12 protein-coding genes and 1 pseudogene are annotated in these 13,734 nt (G+C 71.1%); 8 read left to right on the forward strand and 5 right to left on the reverse strand.

Going from position 1 to position 13,734, the window contains the following annotated elements:
- The 5 genes from H5J26_RS21165 to H5J26_RS21185 form a co-directional block, all read left to right on the forward strand.
- A partial coding sequence (locus tag H5J26_RS21165) for a thiamine pyrophosphate-dependent enzyme (RefSeq protein WP_235980883.1) occupies positions 1 to 1,171 on the forward strand: 1,171 nt, incomplete at its 5' end.
- A 142-nt stretch (positions 1,172 to 1,313) separates the two neighbouring features.
- Positions 1,314 to 2,810, forward strand: a complete 1,497-nt coding sequence (locus tag H5J26_RS21170) for a CoA-acylating methylmalonate-semialdehyde dehydrogenase (protein WP_181767498.1) — start codon at positions 1,314 to 1,316, stop codon at positions 2,808 to 2,810.
- A gap of 227 nt (positions 2,811 to 3,037) precedes the next feature.
- Positions 3,038 to 3,235: a hypothetical protein gene (locus tag H5J26_RS21175; protein ID WP_181767499.1), complete on the forward strand. Its 198-nt coding sequence runs from the start codon at positions 3,038 to 3,040 to the stop codon at positions 3,233 to 3,235.
- Positions 3,236 to 3,634: 399 nt separating this feature from the next.
- Positions 3,635 to 4,000, forward strand: coding sequence for a YbjQ family protein (locus H5J26_RS21180; RefSeq protein WP_181767500.1), 366 nt, complete (start codon positions 3,635 to 3,637; stop codon positions 3,998 to 4,000).
- Positions 4,001 to 4,341: 341 nt separating this feature from the next.
- On the forward strand, positions 4,342 to 4,860 hold the full coding sequence (locus tag H5J26_RS21185) for a GNAT family N-acetyltransferase (protein WP_309238008.1): 519 nt from the start codon (positions 4,342 to 4,344) through the stop codon (positions 4,858 to 4,860).
- A gap of 111 nt (positions 4,861 to 4,971) precedes the next feature.
- Here the strand turns inward: H5J26_RS21185 and H5J26_RS21190 are convergent, their stop codons facing one another.
- Complete coding sequence (locus H5J26_RS21190; RefSeq protein ID WP_181767501.1) at positions 4,972 to 5,466, reverse strand: GyrI-like domain-containing protein; 495 nt, start codon at positions 5,464 to 5,466, stop codon at positions 4,972 to 4,974.
- A 194-nt stretch (positions 5,467 to 5,660) separates the two neighbouring features.
- Between H5J26_RS21190 and H5J26_RS32460 the strand changes: the two are divergent.
- From H5J26_RS32460 to H5J26_RS21205, 3 genes and pseudogenes are all read left to right on the forward strand, one after another.
- Positions 5,661 to 5,924, forward strand: a pseudogene (locus H5J26_RS32460) (hypothetical protein); the annotation flags it as partial.
- A 79-nt stretch (positions 5,925 to 6,003) separates the two neighbouring features.
- The gene (locus tag H5J26_RS21200; RefSeq protein WP_181767503.1) at positions 6,004 to 8,217 is read left to right on the forward strand and encodes an FUSC family protein; all 2,214 of its coding nucleotides are present in this window, start codon (positions 6,004 to 6,006) and stop codon (positions 8,215 to 8,217) included.
- Positions 8,214 to 9,041: a nucleotidyltransferase domain-containing protein gene (locus H5J26_RS21205; protein WP_181767504.1), complete on the forward strand. Its 828-nt coding sequence runs from the start codon at positions 8,214 to 8,216 to the stop codon at positions 9,039 to 9,041. Before H5J26_RS21200 ends, H5J26_RS21205 begins: the two co-directional genes overlap by 4 nt.
- Before the next feature lie 331 nt (positions 9,042 to 9,372).
- Here the strand turns inward: H5J26_RS21205 and H5J26_RS21210 are convergent, their stop codons facing one another.
- From H5J26_RS21210 to H5J26_RS21225, 4 genes are all read right to left on the reverse strand, one after another.
- A complete protein-coding gene (locus H5J26_RS21210) occupies positions 9,373 to 10,599 on the reverse strand; it encodes a DUF1266 domain-containing protein (RefSeq protein WP_309238009.1) in 1,227 nt (408 codons plus the stop codon).
- Between the two features lie 70 nt (positions 10,600 to 10,669).
- Positions 10,670 to 11,866: a DUF1266 domain-containing protein gene (locus tag H5J26_RS21215; RefSeq protein WP_181767506.1), complete on the reverse strand. Its 1,197-nt coding sequence runs from the start codon at positions 11,864 to 11,866 to the stop codon at positions 10,670 to 10,672.
- 5 nt (positions 11,867 to 11,871) lie between these two features.
- A complete protein-coding gene (locus tag H5J26_RS21220; protein ID WP_181767507.1) occupies positions 11,872 to 12,525 on the reverse strand; it encodes a hypothetical protein in 654 nt (217 codons plus the stop codon).
- Between the two features lie 286 nt (positions 12,526 to 12,811).
- Positions 12,812 to 13,734: DNA ligase (locus H5J26_RS21225; RefSeq protein WP_210771593.1), on the reverse strand; the 923-nt coding region annotated here is incomplete at its 5' end.

Genomic DNA, 13,734 nt, shown 5'->3' on the forward strand with positions numbered 1-13,734 from the left:
CGCGGGCGGCGGCGTCCACCACAGTGAGGCCGAGGACGCGCTGCGTGCGCTGGCCGACGCCACGGGAATCCCAGTCGCCAGCACTCAGGCGGGCAAGGGCTCACTGCGTCACGACCATCCGTGCGACGTCGGCGGCATCGGTCACACGGGCACCGCGGTCGCCGACGACCTGGCGCGCGGCGCGGACCTCGTCATCGGAGTCGGCACGCGCTACAGCGACTTCACCACCGCCTCCAACACCCTCTTCGCCGACCCGAACGTGCGATTCCTCAACATCAACGTGACCGAGTTCGACGCCCACAAGATGTCCGCGCAGACCCTCGTGGCCGACGCGCGGGCCGGGCTGGAGGCACTGGCGGGCGCGCTGCTGGGGCACCGCGTCGCCGGTGCCTACGAGGAGGAGTACACCCGCGGCAAGGCGAGTTGGGAGCGGATCGTCGACTCCGCCTTCGCGGCCAAGGACGAGGGCGCACGGCCCACCCAGCCCCAAGTCCTGGGCGCACTCGACTCGGTGGTCGGCGACGACGACGTCGTCGTCAACGCCGCCGGTTCACTCCCCGGCGATCTGCACAAGCTGTGGCGTGCCCGCTCCCCGCGCCAGTACCACCTGGAGTACGGCTACTCCTGCATGGGTTACGAGATCCCGGGCGCCATCGGAGTCCGTCTCGCCGCCCCCGACCGCCCGGTGTGGGCGCTCGTCGGCGACGGCACGTACCTGATGCTGCCCACGGAACTGGTCACCGCCGTGCAGGAAGGCGTCAACATCAACGTGGTGCTGCTCCAGAACCACGGTTACGCCTCCATCGGCGGCCTGTCCGAGCAGACGGGCGCGGAGCGCTTCGGCACCGCCTACCGCTACCGGGCGGCCGACGGCACGTACACGGGCGAGCCGCTGCCCGTCGATCTGGCGGCCAACGCCGCCTCGTTGGGCATGGACGTCATCCGCGCGGAGACGCTCGGCGAACTGCGCACCGGACTCGCCCAGGCGCGCGCCTCGGAGCGTCCGACGTGCGTGTACGTCGAGACGGACACCAGCGCGTCGGCGCCCGCCGCGCCGGGGGCGTCGGCCTGGTGGGACGTCGTCGTGGCGGAGACCTCCGACCGGCCCGCCACGCGCAAGGCCCGCGAGGAGTACGAACGCCATGCGGCGACCAGGCGGCGGCACCTGTGAACAGACGCCACCGGCCGCCCGCTCCTGCCGCGTACACGAACAGTGGTGACGCCCGGCGGACCGCGCCCCGGCCCCCGAACGTCGGAACCGCACCTCACGACCCGCACCCTGGACCTCGCAACTCCCCGAGAAAGGCCACCGCATGAAGACCCTCGGACACTGGATCGGCGGCAAGGCCGTCGAGTCCGTCTCCGGAAACGTCGGCCCCGTCTACAACCCCGCCACCGGCGCACAGCCCACGAACGTCGCGCTCGCCTCCGTCGAGGAGGTCGACGCCGCCGTCGACGCGGCACGGCAGGCGTACGCGGACTGGTCGCAGAGCTCGCTGGCCAGGCGCACCGCCTTTCTCTTCAAGTACCGCGAGCTGCTGGACGCGCGCCGCGACGAGATCGCCGCGCTGATCACGTCCGAGCACGGCAAGGTGCACTCCGACGCCCTGGGCGAGGTCGCCCGCGGAATGGAGATCCTCGAACTGGCCTGCGGCATCACGGAGAAGCTCAAGGGCGAGCTGTCCACGCAGGTCTCCACACGTGTGGACGTCACCTCGATCCGTCAGCCCATCGGTGTCGTCGCGGGCATCACGCCCTTCAACTTCCCCGCGATGGTGCCGATGTGGATGTTCCCGCTCGCCATCGCCTGCGGTAACTCCTTCGTCCTCAAGCCCAGCGAGAAGGACCCGTCGGCCCCGTACCGGCTCGCCGAACTGGCGGCCGAGGCGGGCCTTCCGGACGGCGTGCTCAACGTCGTCAACGGCGACAAGGTCGCTGTGGACCGGCTCCTGTCGCACCCGGACGTGGCCGCCGTCAGCTTCGTCGGCTCCACCCCGATCGCCAAGTACATCCAGTCCGAGGCCGTCGCACACGGCAAGCGCGTCCAGGCCCTCGGCGGAGCCAAGAACCACATGCTCGTACTGCCGGACGCCGACCTCGACTTCGCCGCGGACAACGCCATCAACGCCGCCTACGGCTCGGCCGGCGAGCGCTGCATGGCGGTGTCCGTGGTCGTCGCCGTCGGAGAGACGGGCGACGACCTGGTGGCCAAGATCGCCGACCGCGCGCACAAGCTCCGCATCGGTCCCGGCGACGACCCCTCCTCCGAGATGGGCCCGCTGATCACGCGCGAACACCGCGACAAGGTCGCCTCCTATGTTGGCGGTGCCCGCGACCAGGGCGCCGACGTCGTCGTCGACGGCACCGGCTACTCCGTGGACGGCCACGAGGACGGCTTCTTCCTGGGCGTCTCACTGCTGGACAAGGTCTCCCCGGATATGGACGCCTACCGGGACGAGATCTTCGGCCCCGTGCTGTGCGTCGTGCGTGCCGAGACGTACGACGAGGCGATCCGCCTGATCAACAGCAGCCGCTGGGGCAACGGCACCGCGATCTTCACCCGCGACGGCGGTGCGGCCCGCCGCTTCCAACTCGAGGTCGAGGCGGGGATGGTGGGCGTCAACGTGCCCATCCCGGTGCCGGTCGGCCACCACTCCTTCGGCGGCTGGAAGGACTCCCTCTTCGGGGACCTGCACATCTACGGCAACGACGGCGTGGCCTTCTACACCCGCGGCAAGGTCATCACCACTCGCTGGCCCGACCCCGCTGACGGCGGGGGCATCAACCTGGGCTTCCCGACGTCGTCCTGACGTCCGCGGCCGTCGGCCACACCGGCCCTGACGCCCCGCCCGGGCAGGACTCGGGCGGGGCGTCGTCGTGCCCCCATTGGGGATTTGAGGCTTGCCGGGCAGTGAGACCGCGCTGACCGGCCGACATCGCTCGAAAAGTTCCAACCAGCACTTCAATGAAATGATTGAAGCCCGGGAGCCGGTCGACCTACCGGCGTCCGAATCGAGTCCGGCAGGGAGACGAACAGATGAAGTTCCTTCTCGAAGTCGACATGGGTGAAACGGGGTTCGACGGGGAGGCCGCCAGCGAGCTGGGCCGGATCCTGCGGTACTGGGGCGGGAACCTCCGCCACTACGACCTCGTGCCGGGTGACGGCTCGGCGGTCTACGACTCCGGCTACCGCGAGGTCGGCCGGTGGAGCATCTCGGCGACTGCCGGGAACTGAGGCCGGACACAGCCGGACACGTCGACGGGCGTGTCAGAACAGCACCCTGGTTTCGCCGGGTCCGACGACCGCTCAACTCACGCCGTCGGCCTCGCAGCCGTCGCGTCGCCCCGCAGCGGGCCGAAGCCCGTGTGCGGCGTGAGGGGTCCCCGTAGCGGATTTCGGCGCTCCTCAAGGGGCGTCGAAACCCGGCCCCCGATTGAGCAGCGACTACTCAATCCCTCTCGTATGCGCGTTCATAGCGTGGGGGTCACTGCGCAGGACCGTTCACGAACCGCCGCTCGGCGAGAGTTCTGGTCGCGCGTTCCACGGGGGCAGACCATCAGTTCAGCGTTTCCTTGCCGCGCCGGTGTGCGTCCTGCGCAGATGCCGATTTTCATGATCCAACGGGAGAAGAAGATGTCCAACGAAGACTTCGGCGGCGGCCAGACCCGGGGCGGGGACGTACTCGTCGTCACCACGAACGAGCTGCCCGGGTTCCGTGTCGACGCGGTCATGGGTGAGGTCTTCGGCCTCACCGTCCGTGCGCGCAACGCGGGCGCGCAGCTCGGTGCCGGACTGAAGTCGCTGGTCGGGGGCGAACTGAGGGGCCTGACCAAGACCCTGGTCCAGTCGCGCAACGAGGCCATGGAGCGGCTCATCGAGCAGGCACGGTCGCGTGGCGCCAACGCCGTACTCGCGTTCCGTTTCGATGTGACGGAGTCCGCCGGTGTCGGTACCGAGGTGTGCGCCTACGGCACCGCCGCCGTCGTGAGCAAGGTCTGACAGGCCTTCCACAGCCCTGCCGGCGCTGCCCCTGATCGAGTCCCCCACCGACGTCAGGCGATGGCCGACGCCGGCAGGAAAGCCCCCGCGCCTGCCTGTTCACGGGAGCAGGCAGGCCCGGGGGCCCACCGGCCGGTGCACGGAAAATCGAGCACGTGATGCCTGCTGCCTGCTGGTATCTTCCGATCGACGCGGGGACGCACGAGTGACCGTGTGAAGTACCGCTCCGACAAGGGAGGTTGATGAATATGGCTCGCCAGGAGCTCCATCAGTGTGCCCTTGTCCGGGTCGCGCCAGCACAGTGAGCGGGGCCCGGGTCGTCCGAACGACCAGGAGTTCCCGTGCTTTCTTCCTTCTCTCCGTCCGGTGCCGAACTGACCACCGAGCGCCTCGTGCTGCGGCCGTGGCCGGCCGAGGAGGTCACCGCCGTCCTCAGCGGTGACCGTCCGGCGCACTGGGCGGACGACTTCCCCGCCGAAGGCGACACTGCTGTCGCCGGGTTCATCGACGAGCATCCGGACTCGCTGTGCGAGTACGGCCAGCGCCAGATCGTGGAGCGGACGAGTGGCTTCGTGGTCGGCTCGATCGGCTTGTTCTGGCCTCCCGGCGACGGTGCTGTCGAAGTCGGATACGGCGTCGTCGCGTCCAGACGGAACCGCGGCTACGCGCTCGAGGCGACGCAGGCCCTCGTCGAGTTCGCCCTGAACTCCCCGGAGGTCCATACGGTGTTCGCCGACGTGGAGCCGTCCAACCCTGCTTCGGTACGCGTGCTGGAGAAGGCCGGCTGGCGGCGCTGGGGCTCCGGCTCCGGCGCGACGGTCCGCTTCCACGTCACCGCACAGGACCTGCTCAAGCGGTAGACCCGCGGGCGGGGCGGACAGCCACCCGCCCCGCCCGTGCGCTCCGGGAAGGTCGCGCTCCACCCGGTGAGGGGCGTCGGTCCGAGGTCCGGCCGCGCACGGCGCGTGTGGTCAGCCGGTCACCGGGAGGTTGAGTTCCGTGCGCAGGTCGTCGGGGTCCATGTCCGGCGTGGGCTCGGTGAGGTAGACCTCCCACAACTCCGGGCCGGGCGTGAGGCCCTGTTCGCCGGCCCACGCGTACAGCCGCTCCCACGAGGCACCCAGCCCGTCGAATCCGCCGTGGTGGATCAGCCGGGCGACCCGGGTGCCGGGGAGCGAGGCGGCGGCGACGCGCCCTTCGTCACGGACGGGACCGTCCGTGACGAAGCCGATCTCCAGGTCGGCGGTCTGCCCCAGGGGTTCGCGGTAGAGGGCGAACGCGGGGCCGACGATGGCGACTTGCTGAGCGGTGAGCGTCTTCGCCAGCTCGCCGAACGAGGCGTCGAAGAAGTTGCGCAGTTCGGCGGTGGGCACAACGCCGCGGACGACGGCTGTGACTGCCTGATCGACGGTGACGAGCTGCGGTTCGCGGGCTCCCGCCCCGGTCTCGGAAGCGCTGTGGGTCATGTTCCCCTCCAGGTAGGCGAGTTTCGCCAAGGTCGACTACCCGGCCTCCCCGAACTCATCGCTCCGGGCAGTGCGAGGACGACGGCACGTCCGGTGGATCCGGCGAGAGCGGGAACGGCGCGACCGCCGCGGGGTCCGCCGGGGGGAGCGAAGACGGCAACGGCTCCACCCCTGTTCCCGGCTGCGCGAAGAGCGCCGTCAAGATCACGATGGGCGAGAACGGAGCGGGAGGCGACCCCGTCGACTACTTGCTCTACATCAAGAACACGGGGAAGAAGGCGTGCAGCCTCACCTCGCACCCCACCGTCCACGTCCCCAATTCAGGTGACCGGGCCTGTGCAGGCACAGATGAACGAGGGCCAGGTCGATATCGGTTCGACGAATCCGGTCGTACTGAAGCCGGTGGACGGGTCGCACGGCGACCGGACCCGTCCACCGGGGGGGCTGCCTTCGCGTGACGGCTGCCGCGCCCCGCTCCGTGCCCGCCGCCGAGGGCTGTCCGCCTGTGACCTCGGGGGTCCCCGTAGTCTCGTCGGCATGAAGGTCCAGCCCTGGTTCCGCGCGATCAGCGAGACGACGCAGTCCGGGCTGTCGATCGAACGTGCCAAGCTCAGTCCGCTCATCGCACTGCGTGGTGCGGCCGGTGTCGCCGTGATCGTCCTGCTGACGCTGTGGGCGGGGTCGCCGGAGCTGGCCGTCGCCTCGGCCTTCGGGGCCTTCTCCTCCGGAGTGGCGACGTTCCAGCGCAGTTGGCGCCCGCGTCCGGTGCTGGCGCTGTGCGCGGCAGCGGGCCTCGGCGTCTCCACCTTCGTGGGTTATCTGGCCGTCCCCTACCCGCCGGTGTTCGTACTCCTGCTCTCGGTCTGGGCGTTCGCGTCCGGAATGGCCTGGGGCCTGGGGCCGACCGTCGGAGTGGTCGCCTCGTCGACGGTCGCCTGCATGCTCGTCACCACCACTCTGCCGACCACGATCCTCGGCGCCCTCGCACACACCGCGCTCATCGCGGCGGGCGGATGCGTACAGGCCGCGCTGATCGTGCTGTTCCCCGTACGGCCGTGGGGCGAGCGGCGTGACGCACTCGCCGACGCACTCGCAGGTGTGGCGGACTACGCGCGCCGCCTGCGCCACGACCCCAGCGCACCCTTCGACCCCGAGCCGCTGATGCAGGCGCGCAGCGCCGCGGCCGTCTCACCGAGGCAGGCGCGCCGCCGCCCGCGGCAGCTCGGCGGGTACCGGGGCCTGGCCGAACGGTTCCGGCCCGTGCTCGCCTCGCTCGCCGACCCCGTCGTGGGTGCGCCGATGGTGGGGAGGGAACGGGAGCGCGTACGGGAGTTGCTCGCGGCGGCCGCGACCGTACTCGATGCGACGGCCCGTGCGGTCCGCCGCGGCGAGCGCGTACGGCTCCCCGAGGACGCCCTCGAAGTGCTCCAGGTCCCCGAGACCGGGCCCGTGCTGAACGGCCCCGCGCGCAAGGCGGCCATGCGGCTGATCGCGCTGACGGAGGACGCGGTCGACGCGGCGCAGGAACCCGTCGAGGTCACCCGCTCCCTTCCGCTGATCCCGCGCGCGACGTGGCACATGCCGGCCAGGCCCGACAGCGTCGAGGACGGAGACGTCTACGTCGACCCCGACGCGGAGCGCGAACAGGTGCGCCAGCCAAGGCACTTGAACCAGCCCTCCCTCACCGGACTGCTGCCCGTCGCCGTGCGGACCTTCCGCCGCGAACTGCGCTGGTCCTCGGCGGTGTGCCGGCACGCGGTGCGTGTGACGGCCGTCGTCGCGGCAAGCTACGTGCTGGGCAGGATCCTGCCTCCCGAGCACGGTTACTGGGCTCCGCTCACCGCCGTGATGGTCATGCGCCCCGACTTCTCCCGCACCTACTCGAGAGGGGTCGCCCGGATCGTCGGAACGCTCTTCGGGGTGGGCCTGGCGGGTACGGTGACGGTGTTGCTGCACCCTGCTCCGTACGAGAGCGCGGGGCTCGCCGTGGTGAGCATCGGCTGCATGTACCTGCTGATGCGGACCGGTTACGCCATCACCTCGGCCTGCATCGGTGCGTACGTCGTCTTCCTGCTCGGCATCGCGGGCTCTCTCTGGTCGCAGACGGTGCTGGAGAGGATCTGGCTGACGGCGCTCGGCGGGGCGCTCTCCATGCTGAGCTACGCACTCTTCCCCGCCTGGGAGACACCGCAGTTGCGCGACAGACTCGCCGACTGGCTCTCCGCGACCGGGAGTTACACCATCGCCGTGCTCGACCGCTTCGCACGTCCCGCGGACACCGCCGCCGGCCCCACCGGCACGCCCGGGCCCGGACACCCCGACCGGAGGGTCCGCGAGGCCCTGCTCGACACACGCGCGGCACGGCAGGAATGGGACCAGTCGGCGACGCGGGCCGGCGCCGAACCCGTACGGCACCGGGGCCGCCTCTCGCGCCGCTCGGCATCCGAAGCCCAGTCCGCTCTGGTCACGATGGGACGGGTCACGATGCTGATGGAGGCACACCTGCCGGACCGCGACGCCGAACCCAGCCCCGGCGCGGCCGAGTTCGGCAAGGCTCTCGAAGCCAGGCTGCCGGACGCGGTCGCGTCCGTCCGTGAGGACCGTCCGCTGGACTGGGGGCCCGTGCACGACGCGCTGTCGCGGTGGTGGGAGCGCGAGGCGGACCGGCCGTCGCCCTCCGTCGCTCTGCGCAGCGCGGACCTGCTGGCCGACGCGCTCGAGGACCTGGCCGAAGGGACGGCACCGAAGTGACCCCGGACGCAAGAGACTTACGCGGTCTGCGGCCGGACGGGACCTTCGTCCGGGACGGAAGGACGTCCTGGATCCAGGCGGCCTTCACGCCTGTGGTCGACGCGGCGCGCACCCGTATCGCCGCGGCATTCCCCCAACCGCTGCTGCACAGCGCCTACTTGTACGGGAGCATCCCGCGCGGGACCGCGCGGGAAGGCGCCTCCGACCTGGACCTGCTGCTCGCCCTGCACCGCGAGCCGGACGCCGAGGACGCCGCGCGCGCCCGGGAGTTGGAACGCGGCCTCGATGAGGACTTCGACCAGATCGACGGGGCCGGCGCACTGCTCTCCAGCGCCCGGACACTGCTGAGCGAGCAGGAGCGGCACGACGGCGGATGGTTCGTCGCCTGCCTCTGCACGCCCCTGATCGGCCCGGACCTCGCTGAGCAGCTGCCCCGCTACCGTCCCACCTCGCTGCTCGCCCGCGAGACGAACGGTGATCTCGCGCCCGCCCTTGAGCGGTGGCGCTCGCGTGCGGCGGATCCCGCTCTCACCGACGACGGACTCCGCGTGCTCGTACGCGGTGCTTCACGCAAGGTCGTGCGCACAGGATTCACGCTGGTCATGCCCCGCTGGCAGGGGTGGACGAGCGACCTCGAGCAGTCGGCAGCGGTGTTCGGCGGCTACTACCCGCAGCGTGCCGGTCAGATGGGCCGCGCCGCCCGGATGGCCGTGGCGCCCGGCCCGGCGGACTCCGCCGGACTCACCATGCTCATCGAGGACCTCGGCCCCTGGCTGGCCGCCGAGTACGCGGCGGTGCACGGGGTGAGGACGCCGCGCGACTGACCCCGTACCCGTCGGCCGGGTTTCCAGGCGAGGACTGCCGGCGCCCTCGTGACCACGAGCCGACCGCGTCGGCTTCAGGGAAGGGTCAGGATCCGTGGGCCGTCCTCGGGGGCTGGGACGGTGTGCTCGAGTGAGCCGCGCGGCTGCCGTCGATCGTGCGAAGGGTCCAACCGTCGCCGGCCCCTTTCACGGTCACGGCACTGGCCGCCGCGCCGGGGGTGTCCGTGGACGGGCTGGCCGCGGCCTGCGCGGATGACACCTCCGGTGACGAGCGGGCGCTGTCGGCCTGACGCCGTCCCGGCGCGGCAGCAAGCCCCCGCTGCCGACTGCCTTACTTGAAGGGGATGTTGAGCCAGGGACTGGCCTGGTCCGTGGTGAGGATGCGGTGCGCGCTGAGCATGTCCTCGTACCAGTCGCCGAACTTCTCCTGGTCGAAGTGGAGGCAGCGGCCCAGTACGTAGCCCGCAGAGAACTCCTCCCACGAGTCGTACGTCGCCTGGCTGACGCGTCCCGCGCGCAGCACCGCCTGCTCGGTCTCGTGGAGTTCGCACAGCCGGGCGCCCTGGCCCCAGCGGGCCATGCCGGAGGCGCGGCCGTAGTCCCACGCCAGGGCGGAGCGCACGTACGCGTCCTCGCCGATCAGTCCGTCGGCGCGGAAGCGGGACTCGTAGCGCATGATGCGGCCGATGAGGTCCTGCAGGGCCTCGACCTCGGAGTCGGTGTCCACCTCGGTCTCGTCCGGTTCCCCGGGACCCTCGGGAGCGGCGTTGAGCCGGTCCAGCCGTTCCCGGGCGAGGGTCTCGGTGACCTCCCGCCAGGGGACGGGCCCGGAGGCGTGCGCGGGACTGGTGCGGAGCGTGTCGCGGACGCGCAGGACGAACTCCCAGCGGGAGCTGACCATGTCACCGCGGAGCAGCCGCTCCAGGCACTTCTGCCACTCGGCGCGGTCGGTGATGCCCCACCACCGCTCCAGCAGGTGCTTCTCGTCGTCGTAGCCGGTGCCGTGGTGGGCGATGCTGTTCCAGGGCTGGCCGTTGTTGACGAACATCAGCGCACAGCACGCCAGGCCGTGCGCCACCGGCCCGTGCAGCGGGCCGCCGACCCCGAGAACCCTCAGCGTGCCGTGCTTGGGCTGCCAGGACCGCTCGAAGTGCTGCCGCCACACGGCGCGGTGAGCCATCGAAGCCGGGAAGTACGCCTCGCAAGGCGTCCCGGGATTGACGGCCAGCCACCAGTTGTCGTCGGGCCAGCTCGCGGCGAGCGCCCTGAGGTGCTTGCTGACGTACACGGGGTCGGCCACGGGTACGGGCAGCATGCCGGGGGTGAGCATGGCCACGCAGTACGTGCTCGTCTGCGCGTTCCAGTACGGCGTGAAGGAGCATTCGCCGACCGCGTCGAGAGGGTACCGGGGCGTGGCGTGGTAGAGCCAGGTGTCGCCGAGGGCGTCGAAGTAGGCGGGCCAGTCGTCGCGCGATTTCGCTTCGTACAGCGCGCGTTCGACGTCGCTCGGAGCCTGCCACGACCCGCTGCCGGCCTGCGCAGGCGGCTCCGTCCGCACCTCAGTCCCGGTGCTCGGTCCGCTCCGGTGCCGCATCCCCATCCCCATGGCGGGCCAGCCTATAGGGGCCTCAAGAGGACTGTGCGAAGGGGATGTTGAGCCAGGGACTGGCCGGGTCGGTGGTGAGGATCCGGTGGGCGTCGAGCATGTCCTCGTACCAGTCGCCGAACTTCTCCTCGTCGAAGTGGAGGCAGCGGCCCAGGATGTAGCCCGCTGAGAACTCCTCCCACGATCCGTAGACCCGCCGGCTCGCACGCCCCGCACGGATGAGCGCCTGCTCGGTCTCCGACATCTCGCAGTAGCGCGCGCCCAGACCCCAGCGGGCCATCTTCGAGGCGCGGCCGTAGTCCCAGGCGAGCACGGACGAGACCACCTCGTCCTCGCCGAGCACGCCGTCGGCCCGGAAGCGCGACTCGTAGCGCATGATGCGGCCGATGAGGGCCTGCAGGCGCTCCACTTCGGCGTCGAAGGTGATGCCGTCGCCCTCGTTCTCGTCCGGTCCGGAGGTGCTCTCGCGGGCACCGCTCAGCACTACGCGCTCCGTCACGTCACGCCACCGGGAGATGCCGACCGAGCCGTCCTCCGAGGCGCGCGCCAGGTTCCTGCGGACGCGGAGCACGAACTCCCAGGCACCGCTGCTCATTTCTCCCTGGAGCAGCAGCTCCTGGTACCTCTGCCACTCGGCGCGGTCGGTGATGCCCCACCACTCCCGTAGGCGTTCCCTCTCCTCGTCGTAGCCGGTTCCGTGCCAGGCCACGGCGTTCCAGAGGGAGCCGTTGCTGACACACAGCAGCGCTCCGCAGGCGAGGCCGTGCGCCACGGGGCCGTGCAGGGGTCCGCCCACCGACAGGGTGCGCAGCCGTTCGTGCTGTTGCCTCCACGCGCGCTCGGCGTGCTGCCGCCACAGGGCGCGGTGGGCCATGGTGGCAGGGAAGTACGCCTCGCAGGGACTGCCCGGGTTCACCAGCAGCCAGGTCCCCTCGTCCGGCCAGTCCGAGGCGAAGTTCTTCAGGGTCTTCCGCACGAACACCGGGTCGGCCTCCGGGGCGGGGAGCATCCCGGGGGTGAAGACACTGCGGCAGTAGGCGCCCGCGCGGACGTCCCACCGGGTGGTGAACGAGCGCTGCCCGACGGCGTCGAGGGGGCCGCGCTTCACGGCGTAGTAGAGCCAGGTGTTGCCGAGCACGTCCAGAAACGCCGACCAGTCCTCGCGCGACTTGGCCTCGTACAGCGCCCGTTCGACATCGGTGGGCGGCTGCCAGGGCATGCCCGTCACGTTTCGGAACCGGACTTGATTCTCTTGACGCCGACCTCTGCGCGTATGGAGTCCACGCGCCCGGCGAAGGCGTCGAGGTCGGAGCCGTAGGAACCGCGAACCGAGGGGCCGTGGTCGAGGACGGCGCCGACGGAGCCCTTGTCCGACCAGGCGCAGACGGGGACCTCGACTACGCCCTCGTCGCCGCCGGTCCTGTCCTTGAGCATCACCTCGCAGGTGAGCGGCCCTTCACCGCCCCGCGGAGTGATCCGCCTCCGCTCGCCTGCGGAGGCCTCGTCGCCTTCAAGCGTGGTGAGCAGGTCGTGCACGGTCGTCTCGGGCCGGAGCGTGGTGCCGTTGTACGCGCGGACGGTGAGCCGGTCGTCCGGCTTCCCTCCGTTCCGGGGAGCGCCTTCGTACTGCCCGCCGACGGGTTCCAGTCCCTCGTACTGTCCGGCCACGGGTTTCAGTCCCTGTGCGGACGTCCTGCGCTTGCTGCGCAGCGCGAGTCCGGGCTCGTCGCTGAAGTCCCGTGTGAGGGTGAGCTTTCCGCCGTCCAGGGAGCGGGGGAGACCCACGGTGGAGACCGGCGCCGACGTGTTCGCGGTGGCGGAGAGGGCGACGGCGGCTGTGCAGCACAGGACGAGAGCCCCGCAGACCGAAGCGACCACGACGCTTGTTCGGCTGTGCGTGCGGCGGACTTGCGCCGGACCCTTCCGGCCGTGCGGATCGGGGCCGTACGGGCCGTCAGGGGGGAGGGTCAACTGAGGCGGCGCATACGCCGCTCCCGGCGGTCCCTCAGCCGAACTGGCCTGTGCTCGCGCGGTGTTCGCATCGCCTGACGGCTGTGCCGCGCTCCCCGCCCCGTTCCCCGGTCCCTTCCCCATGGCCTCGCACTTTACAGAAGCCCGCGGGCCTCGGAACGCCCGCCTGTGCGCGTACAGCTGCTGGGGGTGATCAGATTTCAGGACGCAGACGCACGTACCGCACCAGGGTGTGCCGCCCGCTCCGTACGCGAACCTCCACCGTCAGCGGCACCACCGCCAACGGCCGCCACCGCACGTCCAGTTCGGGGTCGTCCGTGCTCTCGCCGAGCTGTCCGGCGACCGCCCGCCCCAGTTGCGAGGCGGTCACGGACGCCAGCCGCGGGGAGGTGACCATCCGGCGCCCGTCGGGGAGGTCGACGACGGCGGCCCATGGGCGCCGCTCCGGGCCCACGACCCCGACCAGCTCGGCGTCGAGGGTGTCCGCACTGCGTACCTTGCGCCACGCCGCCTTCGGATCGCCCGGCAGATAGGCGGCGTCCCAGCGTTTGGAGACGATCCCTTCCACACCCCTCGGGCGCATCTCGCTCATCCAGGTGCGGGCCTGCTCGGCGTCGTCGGTCGCGAGGACCATCTGGATCTCGGGACCGGCCTGTTCCACGACGTTCCGCAGCCGGGGCCAGCGTGTGCGCAGAGGGGAAGTGTGCAGGTCGGTGTACGGGGCGGCCAGCAGGTCGAAGGCGACGAGGACGGCTCCGGGCCCTCCCGGCCGGGGATTCCGTGCCAGGCCACGGGACTGGAGCGCTTCGAAGTCGAAGCGCTGCTGCTGCTCGTTCCACACCACCACCTCACCGTCGATGACGGTGCCGACCCCCAACCCCTCGGCGGCTTCGACGAGTTCGGGGAACTGCCGGGTGATCTCCCGCTTCCGGCGGGAGTGGATGCGCACCCCCTGGTCCGTGACGGTCAGGGCCACTCGCCAGCCGTCCAGCTTGATGGAGTGATGCCATCCCGGACCGTCGGGGATCGTCTCGGCAGCCTTCGGACGTACCAGGTCCACGGGCAGCCGCACCGTGAGCGCGCCATTCACAGGGGTCAGCCTCAGGGGGCGCGGGG

The organism is Streptomyces albidus (ex Kaewkla and Franco 2022), from assembly GCF_013870515.1.
GTDB lineage: Bacteria > Actinomycetota > Actinomycetes > Streptomycetales > Streptomycetaceae > Streptomyces > Streptomyces albidus.

Coding starts and splice junctions, on each gene's coding strand:
- H5J26_RS21175 (WP_181767499.1), top strand. CDS start 3,038: ATGAAGTTCCTTCTCGAAGTCGACATGGGTGAAACGGGGTTCGACGGG.
- H5J26_RS21180 (WP_181767500.1), top strand. CDS start 3,635: ATGTCCAACGAAGACTTCGGCGGCGGCCAGACCCGGGGCGGGGACGTA.
- H5J26_RS21190 (WP_181767501.1), bottom strand. CDS start 5,466: ATGACCCACAGCGCTTCCGAGACCGGGGCGGGAGCCCGCGAACCGCAG.
- H5J26_RS21200 (WP_181767503.1), top strand. CDS start 6,004: ATGAAGGTCCAGCCCTGGTTCCGCGCGATCAGCGAGACGACGCAGTCC.
- H5J26_RS21215 (WP_181767506.1), bottom strand. CDS start 11,866: ATGCCCTGGCAGCCGCCCACCGATGTCGAACGGGCGCTGTACGAGGCC.
- H5J26_RS21170 (WP_181767498.1), top strand. CDS start 1,314: ATGAAGACCCTCGGACACTGGATCGGCGGCAAGGCCGTCGAGTCCGTC.